This is a genomic window from Paenibacillus sp. JT22N1 (genome assembly GCF_059692155.1).
The window spans coordinates 239,590-266,564 of sequence record NZ_JCAUAW010000007.1 but is presented as its reverse complement, the minus strand read 5'-3'; the positions used below and the strand labels follow the sequence as shown (position 1 = coordinate 266,564).

At 49.4% G+C, this 26,975-nt stretch carries 20 protein-coding genes and 3 pseudogenes; 22 read left to right on the top strand and 1 reads right to left on the bottom strand.

Annotated elements, in window-relative coordinates; translation table 11 throughout:
* Nucleotides 1-75: 75 nt before the first annotated feature.
* The 16 genes from AC58UU_RS16155 to AC58UU_RS16080 all read left to right on the top strand — a co-directional run bounded on the left by AC58UU_RS16155 (nucleotide 76) and on the right by AC58UU_RS16080 (nucleotide 19,640).
* Nucleotides 76-1,932 (top strand): sensor histidine kinase, encoded by a 1,857-nt coding sequence (locus tag AC58UU_RS16155; protein WP_497317193.1) that lies wholly within the window; start codon nucleotides 76-78, stop codon nucleotides 1,930-1,932.
* The gene (locus AC58UU_RS16150; protein ID WP_497317191.1) at nucleotides 1,901-3,508 is read left to right on the top strand and encodes a response regulator; all 1,608 of its coding nucleotides are present in this window, start codon (nucleotides 1,901-1,903) and stop codon (nucleotides 3,506-3,508) included. The genes AC58UU_RS16155 and AC58UU_RS16150 overlap by 32 nt, the downstream gene beginning before the upstream one ends.
* A gap of 111 nt (nucleotides 3,509-3,619) precedes the next feature.
* Nucleotides 3,620-5,002 (top strand): ABC transporter substrate-binding protein, encoded by a 1,383-nt coding sequence (locus AC58UU_RS16145; protein WP_497317189.1) that lies wholly within the window; start codon nucleotides 3,620-3,622, stop codon nucleotides 5,000-5,002.
* Between the two features lie 107 nt (nucleotides 5,003-5,109).
* Nucleotides 5,110-6,012 carry a carbohydrate ABC transporter permease gene (locus AC58UU_RS16140; protein WP_497317187.1) on the top strand — a complete coding sequence of 301 codons (903 nt, stop codon included), beginning with the start codon at nucleotides 5,110-5,112 and terminating at the stop codon, nucleotides 6,010-6,012.
* Nucleotides 6,012-6,890 (top strand): carbohydrate ABC transporter permease, encoded by an 879-nt coding sequence (locus tag AC58UU_RS16135; RefSeq protein ID WP_497317185.1) that lies wholly within the window; start codon nucleotides 6,012-6,014, stop codon nucleotides 6,888-6,890. The genes AC58UU_RS16140 and AC58UU_RS16135 overlap by 1 nt, the downstream gene beginning before the upstream one ends.
* Before the next feature lie 63 nt (nucleotides 6,891-6,953).
* Nucleotides 6,954-8,024, top strand: coding sequence for a M24 family metallopeptidase (locus tag AC58UU_RS16130; protein ID WP_497317183.1), 1,071 nt, complete (start codon nucleotides 6,954-6,956; stop codon nucleotides 8,022-8,024).
* Nucleotides 8,025-8,059: 35 nt separating this feature from the next.
* On the top strand, nucleotides 8,060-9,241 hold the full coding sequence (locus tag AC58UU_RS16125; protein ID WP_497317181.1) for an NAD(P)/FAD-dependent oxidoreductase: 1,182 nt from the start codon (nucleotides 8,060-8,062) through the stop codon (nucleotides 9,239-9,241).
* A 100-nt stretch (nucleotides 9,242-9,341) separates the two neighbouring features.
* A complete protein-coding gene (locus AC58UU_RS16120; RefSeq protein ID WP_497317179.1) occupies nucleotides 9,342-10,343 on the top strand; it encodes a proline racemase family protein in 1,002 nt (333 codons plus the stop codon).
* A gap of 130 nt (nucleotides 10,344-10,473) precedes the next feature.
* Complete coding sequence (locus AC58UU_RS16115; RefSeq protein ID WP_497317177.1) at nucleotides 10,474-11,346, top strand: dihydrodipicolinate synthase family protein; 873 nt, start codon at nucleotides 10,474-10,476, stop codon at nucleotides 11,344-11,346.
* A gap of 6 nt (nucleotides 11,347-11,352) precedes the next feature.
* Nucleotides 11,353-12,795, top strand: a complete 1,443-nt coding sequence (locus tag AC58UU_RS16110) for an aldehyde dehydrogenase family protein (protein WP_497317175.1) — start codon at nucleotides 11,353-11,355, stop codon at nucleotides 12,793-12,795.
* Nucleotides 12,774-13,079 (top strand): (2Fe-2S)-binding protein, encoded by a 306-nt coding sequence (locus AC58UU_RS16105; protein WP_497317173.1) that lies wholly within the window; start codon nucleotides 12,774-12,776, stop codon nucleotides 13,077-13,079. The genes AC58UU_RS16110 and AC58UU_RS16105 overlap by 22 nt, the downstream gene beginning before the upstream one ends.
* A gap of 2 nt (nucleotides 13,080-13,081) precedes the next feature.
* A complete protein-coding gene (locus AC58UU_RS16100) occupies nucleotides 13,082-13,417 on the top strand; it encodes a (2Fe-2S)-binding protein (RefSeq protein WP_497317171.1) in 336 nt (111 codons plus the stop codon).
* The gene (locus tag AC58UU_RS16095) at nucleotides 13,414-14,655 is read left to right on the top strand and encodes an NAD(P)/FAD-dependent oxidoreductase (protein ID WP_497317169.1); all 1,242 of its coding nucleotides are present in this window, start codon (nucleotides 13,414-13,416) and stop codon (nucleotides 14,653-14,655) included. The genes AC58UU_RS16100 and AC58UU_RS16095 overlap by 4 nt, the downstream gene beginning before the upstream one ends.
* Nucleotides 14,652-16,100, top strand: coding sequence for an NAD-dependent malic enzyme (locus AC58UU_RS16090; RefSeq protein WP_497317167.1), 1,449 nt, complete (start codon nucleotides 14,652-14,654; stop codon nucleotides 16,098-16,100). The genes AC58UU_RS16095 and AC58UU_RS16090 overlap by 4 nt, the downstream gene beginning before the upstream one ends.
* Before the next feature lie 61 nt (nucleotides 16,101-16,161).
* Complete coding sequence (locus tag AC58UU_RS16085) at nucleotides 16,162-17,247, top strand: M24 family metallopeptidase (protein ID WP_497317360.1); 1,086 nt, start codon at nucleotides 16,162-16,164, stop codon at nucleotides 17,245-17,247.
* 92 nt (nucleotides 17,248-17,339) lie between these two features.
* A complete protein-coding gene (locus AC58UU_RS16080) occupies nucleotides 17,340-19,640 on the top strand; it encodes a beta-L-arabinofuranosidase domain-containing protein (protein ID WP_497317165.1) in 2,301 nt (766 codons plus the stop codon).
* An 11-nt stretch (nucleotides 19,641-19,651) separates the two neighbouring features.
* Here the strand turns inward: AC58UU_RS16080 and AC58UU_RS16075 are convergent.
* Nucleotides 19,652-19,914, bottom strand: a pseudogene (locus tag AC58UU_RS16075) (IS4 family transposase); the annotation flags it as partial.
* A gap of 642 nt (nucleotides 19,915-20,556) precedes the next feature.
* Here AC58UU_RS16075 and AC58UU_RS16070 point away from each other — a divergent pair.
* The 6 genes and pseudogenes from AC58UU_RS16070 to AC58UU_RS16045 form a co-directional block, all read left to right on the top strand.
* Nucleotides 20,557-20,658, top strand: a pseudogene (locus tag AC58UU_RS16070) (carbohydrate ABC transporter permease); the annotation flags it as partial.
* A 121-nt stretch (nucleotides 20,659-20,779) separates the two neighbouring features.
* A pseudogene (locus AC58UU_RS16065) lies at nucleotides 20,780-24,577 on the top strand (DUF5695 domain-containing protein); the annotation flags it as partial.
* Nucleotides 24,551-26,224 (top strand): OmpL47-type beta-barrel domain-containing protein, encoded by a 1,674-nt coding sequence (locus AC58UU_RS16060; RefSeq protein WP_497317358.1) that lies wholly within the window; start codon nucleotides 24,551-24,553, stop codon nucleotides 26,222-26,224. The pseudogene AC58UU_RS16065 and the gene AC58UU_RS16060, both read left to right, overlap by 27 nt.
* 110 nt (nucleotides 26,225-26,334) lie before the next feature.
* Nucleotides 26,335-26,436, top strand: coding sequence for an S-layer homology domain-containing protein (locus AC58UU_RS16055; protein ID WP_497317356.1), 102 nt, complete (start codon nucleotides 26,335-26,337; stop codon nucleotides 26,434-26,436).
* A 33-nt stretch (nucleotides 26,437-26,469) separates the two neighbouring features.
* A complete protein-coding gene (locus tag AC58UU_RS16050; RefSeq protein WP_497317163.1) occupies nucleotides 26,470-26,706 on the top strand; it encodes an S-layer homology domain-containing protein in 237 nt (78 codons plus the stop codon).
* Nucleotides 26,645-26,824, top strand: a complete 180-nt coding sequence (locus tag AC58UU_RS16045) for an S-layer homology domain-containing protein (RefSeq protein ID WP_497317354.1) — start codon at nucleotides 26,645-26,647, stop codon at nucleotides 26,822-26,824. Before AC58UU_RS16050 ends, AC58UU_RS16045 begins: the two co-directional genes overlap by 62 nt.
* Nucleotides 26,825-26,975 lie beyond the last annotated feature (151 nt).

Genomic DNA, 26,975 nt, shown 5'->3' with positions numbered 1-26,975 from the left:
CGCTTCAACTTCTCACATCATGATATAATTATTAACAAATAGCTGAAAAAATGGATGATGGCGGAGGTGGGTCCTATGCTTCACAAATGGAAAGAACTTATCAATGTCCGGGCCATCCGCGGCAAGTTTTTTTTGCTGACTACTTCCCTGATTGTCATTCCGATGGTCATCGTCAGCCTTATTTTTTATTTGCTGACTGCCCAGAAGCTAAGCGACAATGCAACGAATCATGCCACAGCCTCGCTCAGGATGGCCGAGCTTTACATGGATCGGGCGATCAATGAAGTGGGCGATTTGACGAACGTTATTTTGGGCAACAAGGAAATTCAAAGTATATTGGCCATTCCGGTCGCGGACGATTTTGAGTACATCCGCAATGTGGATAAACTGTCCAAAATTATGAATGTGTATACGCAGGCCAAGCCGTATATTTCATCTTATCTGATTTATGTCAAGAACGGCTCCGCCAATATGCATCTTTACCGTGGCAGCGCCAGCGTCCAGTTCGGTTCGAGAATCGTCCTTGACGCCAAAAAAGCCGAAATATACTATAACCAAATTCTGCATCAAAACACGATTATGTGGATAAACCAGAATCCGTTTGAAGAAGTAAGCACAGCGGCCAATCCCAACCGGATGTTCGTCTGCAAGCTGCTGAAAAGGACGGAAGGCAATTATGACGATCTGGGCTTCGTGATGCTGGAAATCGACAAAGACGCCTTTTTTAAAGGGCTGCTGTTTTTAAATCCGACGGAACAGTCGCAATTTTTTATCCTCAATGATCAAGGGCAGGTGATGTACCGGATGCCGCAACCTGACCCGGATAATGGCGAAAGCGCAGCGAAGTTGCTTTCCCGGATCGATCTTGGCGGGGGGCAGACGACATTGGATGGTAAAACGTATCTCAGCGCCTCGGTGGACAACGAGCGAACCCGCTGGAAACTGGTGAATATTATCGAGGATTCCAAGCTATATGAGGATGCGAACGAGATCGGCACGCTCACGATCCGCATATTCCTCGTTGTGCTGATCATCGGCTGGCTGGCCGCTCTGAAGCTGGGCAATTCCATCAGCAAGCCGCTCAACCGGCTCCGATCGATGATCGTCGCCAATCAATATGCACATGCAAGGCAAAAACGCATTTTTAATCCTAACGACGAGGTTGGGCAAATCGGTGAGAAGTTTATTACCATGATGGAGGAAAATACTCGGCTGCACGAGGAAATTTATGACATGCTTCGTCAGCGCGTGGAAGCGCAAATCGAAGTGCTGCAGGCGCAAATTAATCCGCACTTTTTGTATAACACGCTGGAATCGCTAAACGGCTTGGCCGTCTCCAGCAACCAGCCGCAGATGAGCGAGGTCATCGGGGCACTAGGGAAATTTTTCCGCATTACCTTGAGCAAAGGGAATGAATTTATTACGGTAGCCGACGAGCTGGAACACGTATCCGCCTACGTCAAGGTTCAGAAATTCAGATTCAAGGATAAATTTGAATGGATCTGTGAGGTAGATGAGGCTGTTAAACCCTATTATGTGCCCAAACTCATTATGCAGCCGATTGTGGAAAATGCGATCTATCATGGCTTGAAGGGCAGGCCTGGCACCGGCATGATCATGGTATCCGCGGAGCTTGAAGGCCATATGCTGACCTTTCGCGTTACCGATGACGGCGAGGGCATACCGGAAGAACGGCTACACGACATTTTCAAGGCGCTAAACGAAGGCGAAAAAGGAAAAGTATACGGAATCAAAAATGTGCATGACCAACTGCGCCTCCGTTTCGGGGCGGGGTTTGGTATCGGCATTTCCACCGAAAAAGGCAAATACACGACCGTATCGGTCACAGTACCCGCCATATCGTCCCTACTACTTGCTACTTACGAAAGGAGGCGCATCAATGATGATCAAAGCTTTGATCGTAGACGATGAATATTATATTCGCGAAGGCTTGAAAAGCTCGGAGCTATGGAACGAACTGGACATCAGCCTGATCGGCGAAGCCGCCGACGGGGTGGAGGCCTGGCAGTTATACCGTATTGCCCGGCCGGATATTTTACTGCTGGATATTAACATGCCGGAAATGAGCGGAATGGAACTGGCCAGAGCGATCCGCAGCCATGATGAGGACGTGCAAATTATTTTTTTGACCGGGTACGACGAATTTCAACTGGTCAAGGAAGCCGTCGTCTTGCAAGCTTCCGATTACTTGCTCAAGCCTGTCATCCGGGAGGATCTGTACAAAGCACTGCAAAAGGCAAGCGGCCACGTGAAGAAAAGAGAAAACCGCAACCTAGATATGAACCGTCTGCAGCGGCAGGTGACGGATTACAGCAAAGCCGCGCACGAACAATTTTTGATCGACCTCGTTCAGCAGCGCCGGCCGTTAAAGGAGTGCCTGAATGCGTTGGATTCCATCGGGGTACGGTTTGATGATACAAGCTATTGCGCCGTACTTTGCCTGGATATTGACGATTTCTCATCGCTGATGGAACGGGCTTCCGCCCAAGACCGCCAATTGTACCAGTATTTGTTCCGCAAGCTGGCTGAAGAGGCGACGGTGTCTTACGGCGATGTGTATTCGCTTGGCTATTCGCCCGGACGGGTCATTTTGCTGATTGGCAGCCGCACCGAAGAAGAAGGGTATTTGAACGGCATCGCCGAGCGGCTGCGGGCAATATTTTCAGAATATTTGAATATGTCAATTAGTATTGGCCTCAGCACCCCGATGCAGGGCATTGAGCATATGTATCTAGCCTACCACGAAGCGCTGCGCGCCATCGAATACAAGTCGCTTGTCGGCAAAGGCCAGATCATGCCCTACCAGCTCACGACAATCCGTATGGGCGAAGCGGCGGCTTCAGAGGACAACCGTCTGCTGGACAAGGAACTGTACCTACTGAGCGAAATGCGCGCAGGCAATGATGCCAACGTGTTTAGTATTTTGCAAGAATGGTCGGAAAACTTGCGGACGCTCGCCTGGAGTGATGTGAAGCTAATCTCGTTCCAACTTGTTCTCTTCGTCATGCGTCTGTCCAAGGAAGCGGGCATTAAGCAGGAGCAACTATCGGTTGCCAATCCTCTGGTCGATCTGAACAGTTGCCAGACCGTGGACGAGGTGGCGCGATTTTTATCCGCCTATGTGGCCGAGGTCGGACAGGCGATTCGCCAGGCCAAGGATGTTCCTTCGTACAAAATGATCGAACAGGCCAAAAGCTGGATTCGCGAGCATTTATCCGAAGATCTCAGCCTGGTTAATCTGGCTGCTTATTTAAACATGAGTCCGAAGTATCTCAGTTCGCGTTTCAAGCAAGCGACAGGAGAAACGTTCGGAGATTACTCCACGCGGGTGCGGTTCGAGCGGGCCAAGGAGCTTCTGGCCGATTCTTCGCTCAAAATACTGGAAGTAGCCAACAAAGTCGGCTTTACCGATACGAATTATTTCAGCATGGCGTTCAAAAAGAACGTTGGTATTACACCGACCGAATTCCGCAAACGGTTTTTATAAAACATCATACCGAAACAAAGATCGTATGGACTCATTCCATTGTTCGCCCGGCTGTTTTTCCACATAATAAAACATGTAAGGCATAATGATATCGAGGGGGAGCGAAGGTTTATGAAAACAGGGAAATGGCTGACTTCAGTTACACTGCTTACATCGCTTGTCGTGCTGTCAGCTTGCGGAAGCGACAGCGGCAAACCGTCGGGAAGCACGGAAAGCGCCAAGCCTGGGGCTAGCAGTTCGCAAGAAGTTGTCAAGCTGAAATTTTTGTTCTGGGGCAGTAACGAAGAGAAGAAAGCTGTTGAAGGCATGGTGAAATCGTTCAATGATTCTCATCCCAACATTCAGGTCACATCCGAGCATGTCCCAGGGGACTACAACACCAAGATCAACACATTGATGGCTGCTAACGAACTCCCCGACGTAGCGTACTTGCCCGATTCGCTTGCATCCAGATGGGGCGAGGAAGGGAAATTACTTGACTTTACTCCGTTTCTGGGGGATTCCAAGGAATTGAAAGAGCGCCTGCCGGCATCGTTCTACTACGGCCAGCCCGGCAAAGTAGTAGGCTATGCCACTGCAGCTGAAGTGATGGTACTTTATTATAATAAGGATTTATTTAAAGAAGCGGGACTGGAGCTGCCTCCGGTCGAAGCGGGCAAGGCATGGACATGGGATCAATTTTTAGCCGTTGCAAAAAAATTGACCAAGGACAAAAATGGCAAAAGGGCGGACGATCCTGCCTTTGATCCGAAAAATATCGAGCAGTACGGCTTCTCCTTCGGTTCAGACCGCGGCAGTTGGGGACCGCTGCTTGCCAGCAACGGCGCAGGAATTACAGACGAATCCGGAACGAAATATGCGATGAACAGTCCTGAATCCGTACAAGTGTTCCAGTCGCTGCAAGATTTGCTGTTCAAGTATCATGTATCGCCCGATTTGATTCAACAGCAAAATATGCCGGACAACTATGTACGGCTGCAAACGCGCAAGGTGGCGATGGTGCTGGACGGCACATGGGCGCAGCTTGACATCTCCAATGCAAAAATGAATTACGGCATGGGCGTTCTTCCCAAATTCAAAGAGCCGAAGACGACTTATGTAGCCGGCGCCAGCGTCGTATTCTCGAACACCAAGCATCCGAAGGAAGCAATGGAATTCTACAAATTCCACAACAATCCTTCTCAAGTGAATTTGTATAAAATCGGGCTTTGGATGCCAGTCGAAACGAAGTATTACTCAGATCAGGCGGGCATCGATACATGGGTGAGCAAAGACGTGCATCCGCCTGAATGGAAGACGGCAGCGATTGATTACGCCCTCAAATATTCGGTAAAATCGCCTTCTGCCAGCTTGAAAAACTGGTCGGAGATCAATTCCAAATTGACCCCGGCGCTCGATTTGATCTGGACAAATAAAAAACCGGCAAAAGATGCACTAGATGGCTTGGAAAAAGACCTTCAGCCGTTATTGAAAGGGAAATACCCAGATAAATAACAAATAGCTTGCTGAATGGGGAAGAGATCCCCTGAGGGTAAGGGGATCTCTGAACTGTAGCGCCAAAAGTCGGAATATTCGGATAATTTAATGGAAAGGGGGACACAGTGATGCGAACGGCGTCTGGCATTTCGCGCATGGAGCGTAATTGGGGCATCCTCTTCGCGCTGCCGCCTATACTTGGGCTTTTGTGCTTTACACTGTATCCGGTAGTCGCTTCTTTCTTTTACAGTCTTACCGATTGGAGCATCGGGAGCGATTGGCATTACGTTGGATTGGATAATTATAAGACGATTTTTACAAACGATCCCTTGTTTAACAAATCGCTGTACGCAACGACCTACTATGCGCTAGGAAGCGTGCCGATCGGCCTTTTGGTCGCGTTTTTTATCGCCATGCTGTTGAACCAGAAAGTAAGAGGGCTTTCGATTTTTCGCACGATCTTCTATTTACCGACGATTGTGCCTAGCATAGCCAACACGGTGCTGTGGATTTGGATTTACAATCCGGATTTTGGACTGCTGAATTCGCTGCTAAAGTCGGTAGGGCTGCCCGGGTCGCAATGGGTTTACAGCGAATCGACGGCAATACCGTCGCTGGTTTTGATGAGTACATGGGGAGTCGGCAATTCGGTGCTGATCTTTCTGGCAGGTCTCCAGGGAGTTCCTGGACATTTATACGAAGCCGCCGAGGTTGAAGGCGGGAATAGCTGGCACAAGTTCATTTATGTAACTGTTCCTTATATGTCGCCTACGATATTTTTTAATCTCGTCATGTCGTTAATCGGCACGTTCCAGGCGTTTAATCAAGCTTATGTGATGACGCAGGGCGGCCCGAACAATTCCACGCTGTTCTATGTGTACTATTTGTACCGGAAAGCGTTTACGGAATCCAAAATCGGCTATGCTTCGGCGCTGGCCTGGATTTTGTTTATCATCATCCTGGTGCTGACGCTGATTGTCTTTAAAACATCGAAAAAATGGGTGCATTACGAGGAGGGAGGGGCGTAATGGAACAAATGGCCGTTCATGCCGCTGTGAGCAAAGGTATGCGCAAGAGCCGCAGCAATCCGTTAAGTCGTCTGGGCGTTTATGCGACTCTGATTCTCGGTAGTGTCGTTATGATCTTTCCTTTTATATGGCTCTTGCGTAGTTCCTTGATGGACCGTAGTCAAATCTTTATTTTTCCGCCGCAGTGGATTCCAAATCCGGTCAAATGGAGCAACTATCGCGAAGCGCTGACTAGTGTGCCTTTTCACCTTTATTTTAAAAATACGATGACCATTGAGCTGTTTACAATTAGCGGCGTGCTGATTACAAGTGTGATGGCTGCTTACAGCTTCTCCCGGTTGCGCTGGCCTGGCAGGGATCTTGTCTTTTCGTTGCTGCTGGCGACTATGATGTTGCCTTATGCGGTTACGCTGATTCCGACTTTTATAGTCTGGAAGAGCCTAGGCGCACTGAATTCGTTTTTGCCTTTAACGGTTCCGGCCTGGTTTGGCGGCGGCGCGTTCAACATTTTTTTACTCCGCCAATTTTTTATGGGCATTCCCAAAGATTTGGATGAAGCCGCCTATATGGATGGCGCGAAGCCGTTCACAGTGCTTTGGCGCGTCATTGTGCCGCTGTCGAAACCGGCGATGATCGTTGTGGGCATTTTCACCTTCATTGATGTGTGGAACGATTTTCTCGGCCCGATCATTTATTTAAGCAGCAATGAGAAATTTACGCTGGCCTTGGGGCTGGCCACATTCAAGGGCTTGTACAATGCGCAGTGGGGCTATTTGATGGCTGCATCCGCGGCTGTGGTGGCTCCGATTCTGCTCCTGTTTTTCCTCGCGCAGCGCTATTTTGTAGAAGGCATTACGTTGACGGGGATCAAGGGATAGCGGGAAAAATGCGTCTGCCGCAGGCAGGATGCTTGATTTTGTAAAGGAAAGCGGGAGGATTGCATGGAAGCAAGACGATTGCAGCTTGTTCGTGAGAAACTCGATGCATGGGGAATTGACGCTTTGCTGGTAACAAGTCCCTTTAACCGCATGTATTTGACCGGATTTAAAGGGTCGGCGGGCTATGTGGTCATCACGAAAGAACAAGCGATTTTATTGACCGATTTTCGGTATGTGCAGCAAGCGCAGGCGCAGACAAAGGTGTACGAGGTGCGGCAGCATGCGGTGCAGCCCATCGAAACGATCAACGAGACGCTGAATTCCCTCCAGGTAAAAAAGCTCGGTTTTGAGCAGCATGTGCTGCCTTACGAAAATTTTACCGCCTATCAAGAGACGTTCGCAGGCATCGATCTGATGCCGACGCGCCATCTCGTCGAGCATCTTCGCGGTTTCAAAGATAGCGGGGAATTGCAGCGCATCCGCAAAGCCATCGACATTACGGAGCAGGCGTTCGCACATATTTTGGGCGTACTGAAACCGGGAATAACGGAGCGGGATGTTGCTGCGGAACTGGAATATGTCATGCGTAAAAATGGAGCGGCTTCATCGGCCTATTCGTTGATTGTCGCTTCAGGAGAGCGCTCGGCGCTGCCGCACGGCTTGGCGAGCGATAAAGCCATTGGGATGAACGAGTTCGTAACGCTCGATTTTGGCGCGAGCTACGAAGGGTATTGCTCGGATTTGACGCGAACTGTATTCATCGGCACCCCGACAGCGAGGCACAAAGAAATTTATGCCGCTGTCCTGGAAGCCAATCAAACAACATTGGCCCGTCTTAAACCGGGAATGTCCGCGAAGGATGCGGATTCACTCGGCAGAGACGTGATCACGCAGCGCGGGTATGGCGAATATTTCGGACATGGGCTGGGGCATGCGTTCGGGTTGGAGATTCATGAGCCTGCGCGGTTTTCGCAGACGAGCGAGGATGTGCTATTGCCGGGGATGGTGATGACCGTAGAACCCGGTATCTATATTCCGGGATTCGGCGGCGTTCGCATTGAAGACGATATTTTCGTCACCGATACAGGCATTGAAGTGTTGACGAAATCAGACAAAGAACTGATTGCTCTATAAATACGTGTTGCAGCAAAAAAGAAGGAGTGTAGGCGATGAGGTCCGATTCGGCAGATGTTGTAATTATCGGGGGCGGGATCATTGGCATGGCGATTGCCTACTATACGGCAAAGCTTGGCATGGACGTTATCGTCGTCGAAAAGGGGGAAATCGCCGGGGGCACCTCGTCCAAATGCGACGGAAATATTTTGGCTATCGACAAGGACCCTGGCTTTGACAGCCGCATGTCGCTTAAATCGCAGGAATTGGTAGCAGAGCTGGTGCATGAGCTTGACGAGGAATTTGAATACCGCGCGCCGGGAAGCATTCTCGTGTGCGAGAGCGAGGAAGAGATGGCGGCTGCCGAGCAATGGGTGAAGCGCCAACAGGAAGCCGGGCTGCCCTTTCGCATGCTGGACAGGCAAGATTTGCGTGACGAGTGGCCGTATATGGCGACCGATCTGCATGGCGGTCTGGAATGCGCGACCGATTCTACGGTCAATCCGGTGCTATTGACGTATTCGCTCGCCGCCACAGCGCGTCGGCTAGGCGCTCGCATGTTGACGCATACGGCGGTAACGAATGTCCTTCGGGACGGAAGCGGGCGAGTGCAGGGCGTAGAAACGGACAGGGGCAACATTAAGGCCAAATCGGTCATTGTCGCTGCCGGCGTATGGTCCAAATCAATTGGGCATATGGTCGGAATCGACATCCCCATCGAACCGCGCAAAGGGCACATTCTCGTTGCGTCGCGAACGCCGAATATCGGCAAGCGCAAGGTGATGGAGTTCGGGTATTTGATCAGTAAATTCGGCGGCAAGCGGCAGGTGGATGAAGCTTACGAGAAGTTTGGCGTGGCCTTCGTGTTCGAGCCAACGGCATCGCAAAATTTTCTGATCGGGAGCAGCCGTCAATTCGTAGGCATGGAACCGCGTGTCGATCAGGAGGTCATTCGCTTGGTTGCGAAGCGGGCGATCCGTTTTTTTCCGGTCATTGCGCAAATTCCGATGTTGCGCACGTATGCCGGACTGCGTCCGTGGACGCCGGATCATTTGCCGATTGTTTCGGAGATCGACGAGGTTCCCGGCCTGTATGTGGCAGCCGGGCATGAAGGAGACGGCATCAGCCTGGCGGCCGTAACGGGCAAGCTAGTCAGCGAGATGCTGAGCGGTACGGCAACCTGCATCCCGACGGAGCCGCTGCGCTACGACCGTTTTACGCAAAGCCGAACCTCCTGAACAGGAGAGGCGGAATGATAATGGGATCAAGCGTTCGTTATTATATGTAAAATTTATCTATAATTAAGATAAAATAGTTAAAACCGCAAGGAGGACCCTCATGAAACTGTCCAAGATCGTAACGACCATAGATACCCATACGGGCGGCAATCCGACTCGCACGGTGACGAGCGGAGCTCCTAAGCTTTACGGCAGTACCATGTCGGAGAAGATGGTGTACATGTCAGAGAGGCATGACGATTTTCGCCGGGCCCTTATGTTCGAGCCGCGCGGTCACGAGGTGATGTCCGGGTGCATCCTGACAGAGCCGTGCGATCCGACGGCCGATATCGGCGTCGTGTTTATAGAGACCGGCGGCTATTTGCCGATGTGCGGCCACGATACGATAGGCGTCTGCACCGCATTGATTGAAAGCGGCATGTTCCCTGAGGATACTAAGCTGCTACGGCTTGACACGCCGGCGGGCCTGGTGGAAGCGAAGCTGGACATTGAGAACGGCAAGGTGAAGCTGGTGACGTTTACAAACATTCCTTCCTTCTTATATAAGGAGGACGTTCGGGTTCATATTGACGGTCTGGGCGAAGTGAAGCTGGACATTGCGTATGGCGGCAACTTTTACGGCCTCGTCGATGCCCGTTCTGTCGGCCTTTCCTTGCAGCCCGAATACGCAGCTAGTATCGTTAGCACCGCCATCCGCATCCGCGAAGCCGTGAATGCCAGCATCGAAGTGATTCATCCGGAAAATCCGGTTATTCGCGGAATGACGCATGTGGAGTTTTTTGAAGATCCGCAGTCGCCGGAAGTCGACTGCCGTAATGCGGTCGTCATTCCGCCCGGCGGCATCGACCGCTCGCCTTGCGGTACGGGGACTTCCGCCAAAGTCGCGACATTGTACGCGAAGGGGCAATTGGAGCTGAACGAAGAGTTCGTTCATGAAAGCATTACAGGCTCGCTGTTCTATGCCAAGGTGCTGCGGGAAGTTCAGGCAGGCAGCCTGCCTGCGGTTATTACGCAAATCGCCGGTTCGGCCTGGGTGACAGGGCTGCATCATTTTGTTTTCGATCCGTCCGATCCGCTCATACAGGGATTTCTGTTACAGTAACGAACGGTTTCGTGAAAGGGGTGATGCCGTGCCGAGATGACAGGTACGACGGCTGATACAGGAAACGATATAGACAGAAAGCGACTTATACGAATTACAACGACAATTGACAGGAGAGGGGAAAAAGAAAATGGCTAGATTTGAAGGGATATATACGGCGATTTTAACGCCTTTTACAGGCACGTTAGAGGTGGATTACGGACGATTGGAGGAGCATGTTGCCTGGTTGATTGAACAGGGAGTTCAAGGTATTATTCCAACCGGATCACTTGGCGAATATGCTTCCATGACCGAACAAGAACGGGCCAAAGTGGTAGAAACTGTGGCGAAGGTAACCGCTGGCAAGGTCGATCTTGTCGTGGGCAGCGCATCGCCGTCCACAAAGCAAGCTGTAAAATGGGTGCAGCATGCCAAAGACCACGGAGCCGCAGGCGTGATGGCCTTGCCGCCGATCAATTATCGCCCAAGAAAAAGCGAAATTATCGCCCATTACAAAGCGCTTTCCAGTGTTGGGCTGCCGATTATTGCGTACAACAATCCGTTTGATACGGCTGTTGACCTGACGCCTGACCTCCTCGCCGAACTGGCGCAAATCGAGCAAGTTGTTGCCGTCAAGGAGTTTTCCGCGGACGTTCGCCGCATTCCGGAAATTTTGGAGAAATGCAATTTGGAAGTGCTGGTCGGTCTTGACGATATGCTGTACGAAGGCGTTTTGGCCGGAGGCACAGGCTGGATTGGCGGCCTTTCCAATACATTCCCGAAAGAATGCGCTGAGCTGTACAGCCTCTCCCGCACCGGCAAATTAACGGAAGCTTTCGCTTTGTATCAAAAGCTGCTCCCGCTTTTCCGCTACGATTCCAAACCGATTCTGGTGCAGGCGATCAAATATACGATGGATTTGGCCGGAATGCCGATGGGAGGCACACGCCCGCCGCGCTTGCCGCTCACTGAGGAAGAATACCGCGAGATTGAAGCGGCTTACAAATTGGCCGCAGGAAAGTAGGAGGATATGATGAAGAACAGTCAAAACTGGATTGGCGGGGAATGGATGACGCCGCGCAACGGCGAAACAGTCATTCATAGTCCTTCAAATGTACAGGAAAAAGTCGGCGTTCTTTACTTATCCGATGCCTCGAACGTGGTGCAGGCAGGACAGGCGGCGCAAGCTGCCTTTCCCGCTTGGGCGCGTCTGACAGGAGCGGGAAGAGCGGATTATTTGTACCGAATGGCTGAAGCATTGAAAGCGCGTTTGACCGAGGTGGCGACGCTGGCCAGTACAGAAATGGGCAAGCCGATCACGGAGATGCGGGGAGAAGTGATGCGGGCCGTCAACCTGCTGAATTACTACGCAGCCGAAGGCGTCCGTCCGAACGGCAGCGTGATTCCGTCCAGCGAAACGCAAGTGGTGCAGTACACGAAGCGGGTGCCGCTAGGCGTCGTCGGCATTGTAACGCCCTGGAATTTTCCGGTTGCTATTCCTATCTGGAAAATTGCTCCAGCGCTTATTTGCGGCAACACAATCGTCTGGAAGCCTGCCGAATTCGCTTCACTGACGGCAACGCTGATCACGGAAGTTTTTGCTTCCATCGGACTTCCGGCAGGGGTGCTGAACCTTGTTATCGGCAGCGGCCGACAGCTTGGGGGCGTGCTGCTGGAGCAGGCCGGAATCAACGCTTTCAGCTTTACAGGCTCTACTTCTACAGGCTTGCAGGTAGCCGAAACGTGCGCCCGCAATAACATTAAGTACCAGACGGAGATGGGCGGCAAAAATGCGGCTATCGTGTTGAATGACGCTGATCTGGAAAAAACAATCCCGATGATCCTCAGCGGAGCGTTTCGCTCGGCGGGGCAGAAATGTACGGCAACAAGCCGGGTCATCGTGGAGAAAGGGATCTACGAACCGTTTATCCGAGCGCTACAAAAGGGTGTAACTTCCATCCGGCAGTCAACGGCCCTTGATCCCACGGCTTATCTCGGACCCGTGGCGTCGAACAGCCAATATAAGACAGTGATGTCCTATGCCAAGCTCGCACGCGAGCAGGCGCAAATTGTCGCCGAAGGCCCCGATTTGGCAGATTCGGTTGAAGGCTACTTCGTCAAGCCGCTTGTAGCTGCTGGTGTGGACGCGGATCATCCGCTGATTCAGGAGGAAATATTCGGACCGGTCGTCACCCTGCTTCAGGCGAGCGACTTTGATGAAGCGATTGCGCTGTGCAACCGTACCGTGTTCGGTCTTAGCGCTTCGTTATTTACACAAAATCTGTCCAAGGCGCACCGCTTTCTGGATGAGGCCCAAGCCGGGATGGTGCGCGTCAATCAGGAAACTGCCGGAGTTGAATATCAGGCGCCGTTCGGCGGCATGAAGCTTTCCAGCTCTCATACACGCGAGCAGGGCCAGGCGGCTCTCGATTTTTATACCGAAACCAAAACTTGCGCAGTCAGCTACGCTTAAGAGAGGGATGTCCAATGGAACGAGCAGATACCTTGATTTGCCGTTGCGAGGAAGTGACGTTCGATCAGCTTGAGCAGGCTTATCATACGGGCTGTTCCACCTCGCGCCAATTGAAAATGAAAACGCGCGCGACGATGGGGGCCTGCCAAGGCAGGGTGTGCAGGTACCTCATCGAAGCGTGGCTGCAAGACAAACATCCCGGCGCTGTGCGCGACGCAGAACTGCTATCCTGCCGTCCGCCGATCCGTCCGGTTACATTCGGCCAACTGACAGAAGGTGAATAACGATGGAATCTATGCGCATTGAACAACATCCGATTCTGGGCAGAAAGGCCCCCCATGAAATCGTTGACTATACGTTTAACGGGAAGCCGATGACCGGCCGCAGGGGAGAACCCGTTGCCGCCGCCCTGCTTGCGGCAGGCATCCGCACGTTGCGCAGACATGAAGAATCCGGGAACCCCCGTGGTCTGTACTGCGCAATTGGCCATTGCATGGAGTGCAGAGTCCATATTGCGGACAAAGGCATCGTTCGGGCATGTTTGACGCCTTTGGAGCCTGGCATGAGCATCAGGGAAGGGCAGCAATTGCCCAATGAAATAACCAGGAGGGAATTGCCATGAGCTTCAAACGGCAGCAGTCCGATCTGATCATCGTCGGTGCAGGTCCGGCAGGCTTGTCAGCAGCGGCGGGCGCAGCGGAAATAGGCTTGCAGGTGATGATTGTCGATGAATTTCCGCAGCCCGGCGGCCGGATGCCTGGGCAATTTCACGAGGAACATGGGTCTTGGTGGGTCGGCAAGCATATCGCCGAGGAGCTTATCCAGCGAAATCGCAAGCTCGGCGTCGATATCCAGTGCGGCGCATCCGTTTACGACATGCGCAGAGTTGGGAACCGCTGGGAAATATCGACATCGGTCGGCGTTTTTGTCGCCCCTTATGCGCTTTTGGCGACAGGAGCAGCAGAATTGCCGCTGCCAGTAGAAGGCTGGACGTTGCCTGGCGTCATGTCAATCGGCGCCGCCCAGGTGCTGACCAATGTCCATTACGTCAAACCGGGCAGACGGGGAATCATTGTCGGCGTCAATGTGCTGGCGATGGCCATTGCCAGAGAGCTTGCGGTGAGCGGCGTTGAACTGGCCGGCATCGTGCTGCCGCCGGGCGGCTCGACTGCGGGAAAAGCGGCGGTGCCGCGGAACAATCTGGAAACGTTAATGGGGTTGTCCCATCTGGCTCCTTCCCCGCTGCTACGCAGCGGCGGCAAATTGGCCAAAGCGATGGGACTGACAGGCCTGATCACGAGCCTGTTCCCACAGCGCGGAATCAAAATATGGGATATTCCGCTCAGGCTGCGCACCGCCGTCTGTTCAATCAACGGCAAGGATCGGGTCGAATCGGTTACGCTTGCTAGCGTAACTGGCGCCGGCGAGCTTGTGGCAGGATCGGAGCGCGAGGAGCCCGTCGACTTCGTGGCGATTGCCGGCGGTCTGTATCCGCTGGCTGAACTTGCGGCAGTAGCGGGTTGCCCTTTCCTTTATGTTCAGGAGCTTGGCGGGCACATTCCCCTACACAGCGAGCGCATGCAAACGACACTGGCCGGGCTGTATGTGGCCGGCAACATTACGGGAGTCGAAAGCGCGCTCGTTTCGATGGCGCAGGGTAGGCTAGCCGCCGCATCGATCTGCTTCGATTCCGGGATTTTGGGCTCCAGGGGCGAAGAAAAGGTTCATCAGGCTATGGAAGAGGTGCGGCAAGTTCGCTCGGAGGCGCTAATTCAATTCCAGCCGGGCATCCCGGAGGCGCGGCGTTGCTTGTACCGCAAATGGCAGGGAACGATGGAAGCTGAGGTGCAAAGGGAATGAGGGTTCATAAGGGAAGCAGCACAAATATCATTTTGCGTCTGGAGATCGATCAAGCCAAGACGTCTTTCGGGCAAATCGCGACAGTGATTGGCGAAGCGGGAGGAGATATCGTAGCCGTCGATGTTAGCCGGGCGGGCAAGCAGACGACCTTTCACGACATTACGATAACGACGGAGCCGACTCTTGCCGAACGTATCGTTCAGTGCCTGGAAGTGCTTTCAGGCGTTAAGGTCATCAATGTCTCCGACCAAACGATGCTGCTCCATCTCGGAGGGAAAATTGAAGTAGCCTCCAAAATGAAGATCAAAAACCGCGATGACCTGTCGCGGGTCTACACGCCGGGCGTAGCGAGAGTTTGCCTGGCGATTCAGGAAAGACCGTCGCGGGCCTACTCCCTCACGATCAAGAGAAATACGATCGCCGTCGTATCAGACGGGTCTGCCGTGCTTGGGCTAGGCAACATCGGGCCGTTGGCCGCAATGCCCGTCATGGAAGGCAAAGCGATGCTGTTCAAGCAGCTTGCCGATGTTGACGCTTTTCCCATTTGCCTGGATACGCAAGACACGGAAGAAATAATCCACAGCATCAAACGCATGGCTCCGACTTTCGGAGGCATTAATCTGGAAGACATATCCTCGCCGCGTTGTTTTGAAATTGAACGGCGATTGATCGAGGAATTGGACATTCCTGTTTTTCATGACGATCAGCATGGCACTGCCGTCGTGATGCTGGCGGGCCTGTACAATGCGATGAAGCTTGTCGGCAAACAGCTTGAAGCATGCAAAATTGTCATTTGCGGAGTCGGGGCGGCGGGTCACGCCTGCACGAAAATATTGCTTGCGGCAGGGGCAAAGCGCATCATCGGCGTTGATCGCTGCGGGGCCTTGGTGCGGGGGCATCACTACGAGAACGAAGCTTGGGCCTGGTACGCAGAGCATACGAATCCTGATATGGAGACGGGAATGTTGTCAGATGTGATCCGTGATGCTGATATTTTTATCGGGGTTTCCGGTCCCGGCTTATTGAAGGCGGGGGATGTGCGTAAAATGTCCGCCGATCCGATTGTGTTCGCCATGGCTAATCCCGAACCGGAAATTAGTCCTGACGAAGTAGAAGGAATCGTTCGCGTAATGGCGACCGGGCGTTCCGACTATCCTAATCAGATTAATAATGTATTATGCTTTCCTGGTATGTTTCGCGGGGTACTGGATTGCCGCGCTACGAAGGTTACCGAACTTATGAAACTCGCTGCAGCAAAAGCCATCGCGTCGGTGGTCGACGAAGAGGAATTGAACGAGCAATATATTATACCGAGTGTGTTTAACCGTAATGTAGTCGAGCAGGTGCGTAAGGCGGTCATTCAAGCTGCTTACGAATCCAATGTGGCGCGCCGCCGCGAAGTTCCTGGAGACGATCCGGACCAGACTCGCGAAACGGCAGAATAAGCCCTGTTGGCTAAGGCCGATCAGGCGATTGGAAATAATGCGAATATGGATGGTGGAAGGAATGAACGCAAGGATCCAAAAGCTGTATACGAGCATGGAAGCCATGAATTTGGACACTGTGTTCGTTACGCTTCCCAAAAGTGTGTATTATTTGACCGGCTTTGCGACCGAGCCGCATGAGCGCTTTCTCGGGCTGATTTTGCCGAAGGACGAGGAGCCGTTTCTGATCGTTCCAGAACTGGATGTCGAAGCGGCTAGGCAGGCTTCACAGGTGACGCGGATTTTTGGCTACTCCGATACGAAAGATCCTTATATAGTGCTGAAAAGTCATGTGGGTCATGCGCTCAAGAGAGTCGGGATCGAAAAGAGCCATCTCTCCGTCCGTCGTTACGAGGAATTGACGCAATCGCTCGGCATTGAGCAGTATGTCGACGTAGAAGATACACTGTGCCGGATGCGGGCAATCAAATCTCCGGAAGAAGTCGCGCGCATGAAGGAAGCGGTACGACTTGCCGAAGAAATGCTGCGCGTTGGCATCAGCAAGGTTGCGGTGGGTATGAAGGAAATCGAGATTGCCGCAGAAATTGAATATGCCATGAAGCGGTCGGGGGTAAGTCCTGCGTTCTCTACGACGGTTCTCACCGGCGAAAAATCGGCGCTGCCACACGGAGCTACCGGCAACCGCAAAATCGCACGCGGCGATTTGCTTTTGTTCGACATGGGCGTTTGCGTCGATGGTTACTTATCCGATATGACGCGCACGTTCGCCGTCGGTGATATTGATAGCAAGAAGGCAGAAATCTACGAAACCGTGCTGCAGGCCAATTTGCTGGCGATTGAGGCGATTCGTCCCAATGTCATCATGGCCGATGTAGATCGCACGGCGCGAGAATACATTACCGCCGTAGGCTATGGCCCTTATTTTATGCATCGCTTAGGTCACGGGCTTGGCATTGAAATCCACGAATATCCGTCGCTTCACGGGGATAATCAGGACCAACTGCTTGAAGGCATGGTTGTGACCATCGAGCCGGGCATCTACGTGCCGGATGTCGGCGGGGTTCGCATAGAGGATGACGTACTCGTCACTTCGACGGGCGTCGAGGTGCTTAATGCCTTTGAGAAAACATTGACGATTATCGGTTAAGCAAGGCAACCGCAAGAAAACGGGAAGTCACAGCAGCAAATTTTTCAGAACAGAGTGAGGAATGGAGCCACGTACAAAGAGGAGGACCGTAGATGGAGATCAAAGAGAACGCCGTTAATTCGGCAAGCGCGAAAGATAAAACAGAATTGGACGGCAATGCGATCTATTTGGGGAATTTAAATACAGTAGAGGCCGATTTGAATCTACCGCTTATGGGTAAATACGGATCTTCAATCCACTGGGAATCGAAGGAGCTTTTTATAAGCCATACAGGTAAGGTAACAAGACCTACCTATGGAGTTGGTAATCGGAGAGTTACTCTTATTGCAACGGTGACTTGTGAAGGAGAGGTGACCCAAAAGACATTTGTAGCAACGGTTCTCCAAGAAGAATATAAAGCAAATATTATTTCGGCAAATCCAATATTAGTGCGGTCAAAGACAGGGGAACGACCAGAATTGCCGACAGTCGTTATCGTAAAAAATGATACCGGAAGTCATACGGTAAGCAACGTTTTCTGGGACCCAGTTAAACAGGAGGCTTACCAGCAAAAAGGATTCTTTTCGATCCATGGTAAGTTGGAAGGAAGCCATTTAAAGGCCGTGGCCAATATTCAAATATGCGATAATTTTGAGGAAATAGTCGATCATACCAAGCGGTTGAAAGAATTTAAAGGACATAGTGTAAGTCTGGAGAAGGAGAGTGAATTTGGAGCGGCTATGAACCGTTTTCTGCAGTATGTACAGTCAGTGGACGATGATCAGATGCTATATAATTTCAGAGCGGCGGCTACCGGTGACACCAAAGGAGCACAGCCGATGACGGGGTGGGATGCTCCGGAATGCAATCTGAAGGGGCACACAACAGGACACTATCTCTCCTCTTTGGCACTTGCTTATAATGCTACGGGTGATTTTGTTCTGCTGAGGAAAATCCAATACATGGTTGAAGAATTGGGCGAATGCCAGAAAGCTATGTCTGAAAAGGCGGGATATAGCCAGGGCTTCCTGAGCGCGTATTCGGAAGAACAGTTCGATCTGCTGGAGCAGTACACGACTTATCCGGAAATATGGGCTCCTTACTATACGCTGCATAAAATTATGGCCGGTCTGTTGGATTGTTATCAGCTTGCAGGACAGCAAAAAGCCTTGGATATTTGCGATAAGTTGGGCAATTGGGTACACAACCGACTAAGCAGGCTTCTGAAGGAACAGCTGCATAAAATGTGGTCATTGTACATTGCCGGGGAATATGGAGGTATGAATGAGGTTTTGGCCAAGTTATATGAAATCACAGGCAATAAAAATCATCTGATAGCGGCGAAATATTTTGACAATGAAAAACTCTTCTTCCCGATGAAAGAGGATGTAGATACTCTAGGGAATATGCATGCCAACCAGCACATCCCGCAAATTATTGGAGCGTTAAAGCTGTTTGAGGTTGAGGGTGACAAGAAATATTATAAGATCGCAGAGAACTTTTGGACTATGGTGACACAAAGTCATATTTATCAAATTGGCGGTACCGGGGAGACGGAAATGTTTAAAGAGCCCAACGCCATTGCAAGATTTCTTACCGATAAGACTGCGGAAACCTGTGCTAGCTATAATATGCTGAAATTGACCAAAGAACTTTTTCAGTTTAACCCGCGTAAAGCGTATATGGATTATTATGAGAATGCACTCTATAACCATATTCTTGCCACAGAGAACAGAAAAACAGCAGAAGGTGGCACCACCTACTTTATGCCAATGGCGCCTGGATCTGTTAAGAAATTTGATACTCATGAAAATACCTGTTGTCATGGAACTGGCCTGGAAAATCATTTTAAATATCAAGAAGGCGTCTATTTTCATGATGAAGACAGATTGTATGTAAATTTGTATATTCCCTCTCAATTGAATTGGAGCGAGAAGGAGCTCATCTTGATTCAGAAACGGGATCAGAACGGTTTGGGGACAGTCAAATTCTATCTAGATGGCGGCCCTGAAACTACCATTATGTTCAGAATTCCTAATTGGTTATCAGAGCCAATTGAAGTAAAGGTAAACGGAGAGATCTACAGCAATCTTGAGTATGAGCACGGATATTTAAAGCTGTGCAGAGCGTGGAAGAAGGATGAAATCGAACTGACGATGCCCTACTCAATGAGATTGACGGGCATATCCGATAACGAAACCATTAAAAGTCTTACTTATGGACCATACGTTTTGGTGGCAATAAGCGAGGAAAGGGATTATATATCCTGGACATACAGTGAAAAAGAGTTTCTGGAACAAATAATTCAACAAAAGGAGAGCCCTTTGACGTTTGTTTTGGATGGAATAAAGTTTGTTCCATTGTATCAAGTACAAGATGAACGCTATCATACGTATTTTAAGATTACCCAATGATTTCCTCCATATTCTGGAGTCCAACGCATGCCATATATTCGCACGATTTCGTCTTCACTTATGGTCAAGTCCGTGCTGATAAGCGCTTGTTACGATTTTGAACAAACACGAACTTAACCGGTAATCCGCAAGAGGTTTCGGCGATGACGGATCCCAGAATTTCAGTTGGCTTACCCTTTGAAATTGTTGCGTACAACTCTTCTAAGGTCATTAGTTTGCCGTTTAAGCGATAGCGTTGCTTCAATTCTTTGACCATACCAATGACAGGTACTCCCCGAGTGAGAACAAAAGTTGAAACACAGAGGGTGTTTTTCTGTCAATTAATCCTTGCAGCCATAAGGCTTAACTAGTTTTTAGAAGGTGCGAAATTTGAGTTTGTTATAAATCAACAGTGCTTATTTTTTTATTTTTTAATTGCCTCTTTCGTTAACGTTAGTTCAATAAAACAGCGACAGACTAGGACTTATTTTCTCGTTCATGGCTGCCGCTGTTTCGTTTTTTTGGTCAGTCTATTACTTAGTTTACATAGTCTGGCAGATTTTTGTAATCGAAAAACCGGGCGGTCTAATCCTTTATTTTCTTAAGACAGATGTATTCATTTATTTACGCTCCTTGGAAAAGGTTGTAATTTTTAAAAATGTGGTTGTAAAATCCTATATAATTCCCACATTATACCATGTAGAATAACTATTAAAACGCTTACCAGAAAGATCATATTTAAAAGGGGGCCAAGTACATGACGAATTAATCAATCTCCAGCCCATTTTCTTTGAAAAATGTACACATCATGGAGGCTTTTGGTCTGCATATATTCGAATGGTTTGGGATGTTGTCGTTCCTTATCAGTGGGAAGCGTTGAACGACCAGGTCGAAGGGCAGAGCCCCAGTCATGCGATAAAAAAGCCGCTGCTTTGGAGCAGGGTATTTTACCATTTACCGCAAAATCATTCTTCCACTTGTCAAGCCCGCTATCGTTGTTGTTCTGTTGTTTACATTTGTTGGGGTATGGAATGGTTAGTGTAACTACATATAAATTGGAGGTAACCAGGATGGAAGCAACGGAATTTCTGAGGCCGGATATGTATAGGTTAAGATTAAAAAAGCTTCTTGTGCTGCCGATTTTTCTTTGTTTTACCACAATGTTTTTGTTTTTCCTATCTATGGCGGCATCTGCCGAATCACTCACGGACAGTATGTCCAATGAAATTTTTGAGATACAAACAGGAACCCATGGTGAAATCACCTCATTGCGGCTAAAAGGGGATGTATTCCCTACGGAATACGTGATGAATCCAACCAATGCTCCAAACCAGAATACGCCCGATCATCAATGGCTCGGAGAACTGATGTTTACATACAAGCTTGGAAACGGGGAATGGACGAAGGCTTGGACAAGCAAGTCAGATGACGGTAGAACGATATCGAAGAGTGGGAATGAAATTACAGTCACTTATGAGAATGCTTCAAACCCTGAGGGGATCCGGAATTTTAAGGTCATTGAAAAATATGCTTTAGTGGATGACTATGTCAAATGGACGATTGCTATTGAAAATACGAGCAACCAGTCTCTAGAGATTGGGGACCTTGGCCTCCCTTTGCCGTTTAATGAATTATGGCAGGCGCCGAATGACCGTATTTATGAAACTAGAGTTTTGAATCATTCGTTTGTTGGTAATAACAGCTCGTATATCACGATTCAAAGGCCAAGCGGCATCGGTCCTTCCGTGCTTTTGGTTCCTGATGCAGCGACCGGCGCCGGTTTTGAATATCAAGACCGCTGGAAGCGTGAGGAACATCCGGGCAGCAATTGGACGAATGATTCGGCAGGCTGGGTGGAAGGACTGAATGTTTACTATATCCATTCCAACGTGATCAAGAGCACGGGCAAGGGGTACCTCCCGAATACAAGCCTGATTCTCACTCCGAATGAGAGCAAGAGCTATGCTTTTAAGTTTTTTAAAACAGCTGAAGATAACGATTTGAAAGCCAAGCTCTATGACGAGGGCCTCGTTGATGTCACCGTGGTGCCGGGGATGATTTTTGCTACCAACATGAAGGCCAAGATCGATTTGCATACGTTCAAAGACATAACTTCCGTTACCGCACAATATCCTTCCGAGACAACGGTCACTTATTTGAATACGGCCGATGCCAACCATAAGATTTACGAGCTCACACTGGGCCATCTGGGACAGAATGATCTTACCGTTCAATATGGAAACGGGGAAAAAACCGTCCTGCAGTTTTATGCGATTGAGCCTATTGATGCCGCATTGCAGAGACATTCCACTTTTATGGTAGAAAAGACGCAATACAATGATCCGGGAACCATTAGAGATAAGGTTTTTGACGATTGGATGATGCAAAATAAAACGACCAGAAACCGATTCAATGGTTATTGGGGATGGGGCGATGACTGGGGATTAACGCATGGACAATTTTTGGCCGAAAAGAACTCGCAGGTCCCGATTGCGTCGGAAGTTAAAGCGGTCGATGACTATCTGGAGACGGCCATTTGGACCAATTTGATGAATGGGCATCATGAGGATTATCTGGTTCCGGATTTCTTAATGAATCAGCCAAACACAACGCCGACGTATCGTGGCTATGCTTACCCTCATATTTATAATACGTACTTCAGCATGTATAAGATTGCCAAAATGTATCCTGATATTGTCCCATATAAGCACACAAAAGAAGAGTATCTTCTGCGGACGTACAACATTTTCAAAGCCTTATATGATGGTCCGGTTGCGTATAATTGGGAGACAGGTCTTATGGGAGAACTGACAACACCTGATATAATCAAAGCCCTGCAGGATGAGGGGTTCACAGCTGAGGCGAGTGATCTCATCGCTAAGATGGCTACTAAGTATAACAATTTTAAAAACACGACATATCCGTATGGCTCTGAATACAGCTATGACAATACCGGCGAAGAAGCGGTCTATACGTTAGCTAAAATGAACAACAATACAACGATGATGAGCAAAATTATTGCAAAAACAAGAGCCGATCGCGGGCAAATGCCGATCTGGTATTATTATGCAGATCCGGTGACGATTACGGGAGAGAACTGGTGGAATTTTCAGTACTCGACTTCACTCGCCGGTTATACGATGGATGACTGGATTCGCAATCATTCTGCAGCGCCTGAGGTTGAACAGCGCTTATCCTACGCTGCCAAAATTGCCAATATCGGTGCTATTAACTCTGGACAAATTAGCTCAGACCCTGCGAACATCGGTGCGTCTTCATGGACGTATCAAGCGGAAAAAGGAAACTACGGCGCAATGGGTCTAGATGGCGGCCCCCTTTTTAACGGATGGAGAGGGATGACGGGTGAGTCCGATTTAGGGTTATTCGGAGCGATCAAGATTCTGAGCAGCGATGTAGCCATTGATCCGATTTTCGGGTTAACGGGATATGGCGCAGATGTAACGGAAAGCGGCTCGAACTACGTCATTACACCAAAAGACGGTGTGTTCAAGCGTATAAATCTGATCACCGAAAAGCTTAACTTAGAATTGGATCGAGATCAGTTTATGAATGCCACGATCGCGAAGAGCAAGAACTACGTTCAATTGAGTATGAAAAACGTAACGCCCGGTACGCAGCATCAAACAAAAATTGCGTTCACGGGACTTAAAAAAGCGACCTATGATATCTTAGTTGATGGCGTGATTCATGGGAAATTGAATGCCTATGGCTCTAAAGCAACACTTACGATTAGTGCCGGAGCGGCAGCATCTTATACAGTTGAGCTGCAAGAAGGAATAAAGGATGCGAATAAAGCTCCGATCGTGAATGCTGGAGAAGATAGTTCGATTACTTTGCCGGATGATGTTAGCTTAAAAGGAACGGCTAGTGACGATGATCTTCCGGGTGGCACGTTAAGTGCTACATGGAGCTTGGTGAGTGGACCAGGTACGGCAACGTTTGCTTACACGGATTCATTGAATACGTTGGCAACCGTATCCGCTGCTGGGGAATATGTATTCAAGCTGCAAGTAAGTGACTCGGAACTTTCTTCTGAAGATACCGTTAAAGTGACGGTAGCGTCTGCACCACCCTTGCCTCCGGTCATCGTACACTATTCATTTAACGAAACAAGTGGAATCACAGCCTTCGATTCAGCAGGCAATGGCATGGACGGAGCTCTGAAAGGCTCGGCCACGTGGGTTCAAGGCAAGCAAGACAACGGATTGCAATTAAACGGTACGGATAGTTACGTGAAACTGCCTGCGAGCATCCTAAGTCGCGTGCATGATATTACGATTGCGACTTGGGTGAAAGCAAACAACTTGGGCAATTACTCAAGAATATTCGACTTCGGCAGCGGAACGAATACGTATATGTACCTATCGCCGAAAGTAGGCGGAGGAGGTATGAAATTTGGCATTACAACGACAGGAAATGGGGCAGGGCATGAACAGGTTATCAATGCACCAGTTCTTCCTACAGGCGTATGGAAACATGTGGCGTTCACACTTTCCGGAACAACCGGGATTCTTTATGTCGATGGTGTGCAAGTTGGAATTAACACAAACATGACTCTGAATCCATCGAGCTTAGGGAAAACGATCAATAATTACATCGGAAAATCACAATTCGCCGATCCTTATTTGGATGGCATTGTGGATGACTTCCGAATCTACAGCAGTGCGCTTAGTGCGGCGGAAATCGCTTCACTCGCGGCTCCGCCTTTTGATGAAATTATGTCATTGGATGAAGTCAATCTTACTACACAGGAGAAAGTAGCGCCGAAACTACCGCAAACCGTAACCGCACATTTGAAAAATGCCAGCACTATTGATGTTCCAGTTACATGGGATGCTATCGATCCTGCCCGGTATGCTTCAAAAGGCAATTCTTTCACAGTTGCGGGCAGTGTGGTCGGATCAACGACTTTGAAGACAAAAGCGAATATTGTTGTAACGGGAGTCCTATTGGATCCGTTCCCTTCATTGGTTACTCGGTACAAATTTGATGAAGTAGGCGGCAGCGGCGTTGCCGACACTTCAGGTAACGGACATGATGGAACGACGAAAGGATCGCTGGCCTGGGAACCGAGTGGCCATCAGAATGGTGCTTTAACCTTTAGTGGCACAAGTGGAAATTACGTAGACTTAGGCAGGAGCGGAGATTTGCAGCCGAGCAAGATTACACTCTCTTATTGGATCAAGCGGACGACAAGCATGAATGACAATGAGAACATATTACTATGGTTCAAACCGGAGAACGACTATGCGGCTAAAGGATTTTTCGTCACTTATAATGGTGATGTCTCCAGCTTGGTAATGGTTGATGGTACGGGTAACTTCTTTGTAAAAGCAAAGCCGGATGATTTCCTTCCTCTGAACGAATGGACGAATGTCGTTTTCACCTTCGATTCAGCATCTAAGACAGCGGCGATTTATAAGAACGGTATCGCCCAAGAAATTGATACCGATGGTGATCTCAATTCCATAACAGCTACAACCGATATTAAGAAAATCGGTGTATCTGGATATGGTAATGGAGCGCAGCTAAACGCAACGTTAGACGATTTCCGCATTTATAACGGAACGATGACGGCTAAACAAGTAAAGGCGCTGTACGACGGTAAAGATGTGCAAAGCGTTCAGCCTGTTGCGGTTTCAACTACAATCGGCACGGCTCCGACGCTGCCTGGTACCGTTTCGGTCATCTACGAAAACGCAGGACAGGGAACAGCAGATGTCAGTTGGGATGCGATTGATCCATCGCAATATGCACAGAGTGGTGTATTTCAGGTGTATGGCAAAGTGGATGGAACATCAATTAAAGCCGTAGTGAATGTAACAGTCACTAGCCTCATACCGGCAACGAGAGCTGTTCTAACGCCGTCTGAGCCAGATGGACGGAACGGATGGTACATACATCCGGTTACGATAAACCTGATTGCCGACAATCAATCAGGTGCAATACTGACGGAGTACAATCTAGATGGCGGGGGAACATGGCAGTCATATACGGGACCTATTACCATGAATCTGGACGGTAAGTATAATGTGAGCTACCGTTCATCAGATAATGCCGGCAACGTAGAAGTCGTGAAGACAGACAGTTTTAACCTGGATGTAGCTGCACCAACAATCAGCATTTCTGGATTAGTGGGAAATAGTGACCTTAGCGATGATGGGGATTTCTCGCCTATGTTTTTTGTGAACGACGGCATGTCGGGGGTTGACAGCAGTAGGACTACTGTAACGCTGGATACTTATTCTTTCCAGATAGGAACGCCCATCCCGCTTTATATGCTGCCGCTTGGCTCGCATACATTTATGGTGGCTTCGAGCGACTTGGCTGGGAACGCGGCTAGCGTAACAGTGACGTTTCAGACGACGACAAGCATTGAGGCTTTAAAGGCACTGATCACTCGCTTTGCCAAGAATAACTGGATTGATAATGCCGGAATTGCCAATAGCTTGCAAAAGAAATTGGATAAAGGCAATGTGGAGAGTTTCGTGAACGAGGTACAGGCGCAAGCAGGTAAACATGTCTCAAGTGAAGCTGCAACGTACCTGCTTCGAGATGCTCAAGCTCTAATAAATAAGAAATAAGTGTCTGGAGAATCACGAATCCCTAAAGAAGGTAGCGGAAACTGAAAGACAGGTTCACAGCAGAGGGTTTTGACACAAAGCCAAAGAAAATAACCGTGTGACCACATCTCATTAACGGTGTTGCCAATGTTCTTTTTAATCCGAATGGAACGATAACTAGGGAAGAGTTTGCAGCTCTTTTAGTCCGTGTGCTCGGGATATGGAGACGATAGGACGCTGCCGTTTAACGATGTGAGTTCTAACGCTTGTTTAGAGCGGATGTGTCAGCGGCCTATGAAGCCGGATTGATTCAAGGCGTATCGGCAAACAGCTTCGCACCTGACGAGGCAATCACACGTGAGCAGATGGCTGTTTTGATGGTTAAAGCATATGAGTATAAAAAAGGAAAGTCGATAAAGAGTACATCCAAATCACTTAAAAATCTTTGTCGATCAGGAGCAAGTATCAAAGTGGGCGCAGGATTCGATCAATTATGCTCTTGAGCTGGGCTTAATGAACGGTAAAGGGGAAAAATTATTCGATCCATTGTCTAATGCGAAGCGGGTAGAAGCCGCACAAGTCATTTATAATTTTATAAAGTTATTGGAATTTGCCAAGTAACAATTACAGACTCCCTTAAGGCGACACTGTCTTGGGGAGTATTTTTTTGTTCATCAGCGACGTTCAGGCCACTGCACGCGGAAAGAGCCAGGTTTTCCGCCATTGTCCCCTCGCTTGACCGGCCGAGGAAGGGTGGAGAGCCTGGAATTTA

What these genes read in the sequence shown, in the direction of transcription:
- AC58UU_RS16120 (WP_497317179.1), top strand. Translation starts at nt 9,342, where the DNA reads ATGAAACTGTCCAAGATCGTAACGACCATAGATACCCATACGGGCGGC.
- AC58UU_RS16130 (WP_497317183.1), top strand. Translation starts at nt 6,954, where the DNA reads ATGGAAGCAAGACGATTGCAGCTTGTTCGTGAGAAACTCGATGCATGG.
- AC58UU_RS16080 (WP_497317165.1), top strand. Translation starts at nt 17,340, where the DNA reads ATGGAGATCAAAGAGAACGCCGTTAATTCGGCAAGCGCGAAAGATAAA.
- AC58UU_RS16125 (WP_497317181.1), top strand. Translation starts at nt 8,060, where the DNA reads ATGAGGTCCGATTCGGCAGATGTTGTAATTATCGGGGGCGGGATCATT.
- AC58UU_RS16145 (WP_497317189.1), top strand. Translation starts at nt 3,620, where the DNA reads ATGAAAACAGGGAAATGGCTGACTTCAGTTACACTGCTTACATCGCTT.
- AC58UU_RS16100 (WP_497317171.1), top strand. Translation starts at nt 13,082, where the DNA reads ATGGAATCTATGCGCATTGAACAACATCCGATTCTGGGCAGAAAGGCC.
- AC58UU_RS16135 (WP_497317185.1), top strand. Translation starts at nt 6,012, where the DNA reads ATGGAACAAATGGCCGTTCATGCCGCTGTGAGCAAAGGTATGCGCAAG.
- AC58UU_RS16085 (WP_497317360.1), top strand. Translation starts at nt 16,162, where the DNA reads ATGAACGCAAGGATCCAAAAGCTGTATACGAGCATGGAAGCCATGAAT.
- AC58UU_RS16150 (WP_497317191.1), top strand. Translation starts at nt 1,901, where the DNA reads ATGATGATCAAAGCTTTGATCGTAGACGATGAATATTATATTCGCGAA.
- AC58UU_RS16095 (WP_497317169.1), top strand. Translation starts at nt 13,414, where the DNA reads ATGAGCTTCAAACGGCAGCAGTCCGATCTGATCATCGTCGGTGCAGGT.
- AC58UU_RS16110 (WP_497317175.1), top strand. Translation starts at nt 11,353, where the DNA reads ATGATGAAGAACAGTCAAAACTGGATTGGCGGGGAATGGATGACGCCG.
- AC58UU_RS16090 (WP_497317167.1), top strand. Translation starts at nt 14,652, where the DNA reads ATGAGGGTTCATAAGGGAAGCAGCACAAATATCATTTTGCGTCTGGAG.
- AC58UU_RS16115 (WP_497317177.1), top strand. Translation starts at nt 10,474, where the DNA reads ATGGCTAGATTTGAAGGGATATATACGGCGATTTTAACGCCTTTTACA.
- AC58UU_RS16155 (WP_497317193.1), top strand. Translation starts at nt 76, where the DNA reads ATGCTTCACAAATGGAAAGAACTTATCAATGTCCGGGCCATCCGCGGC.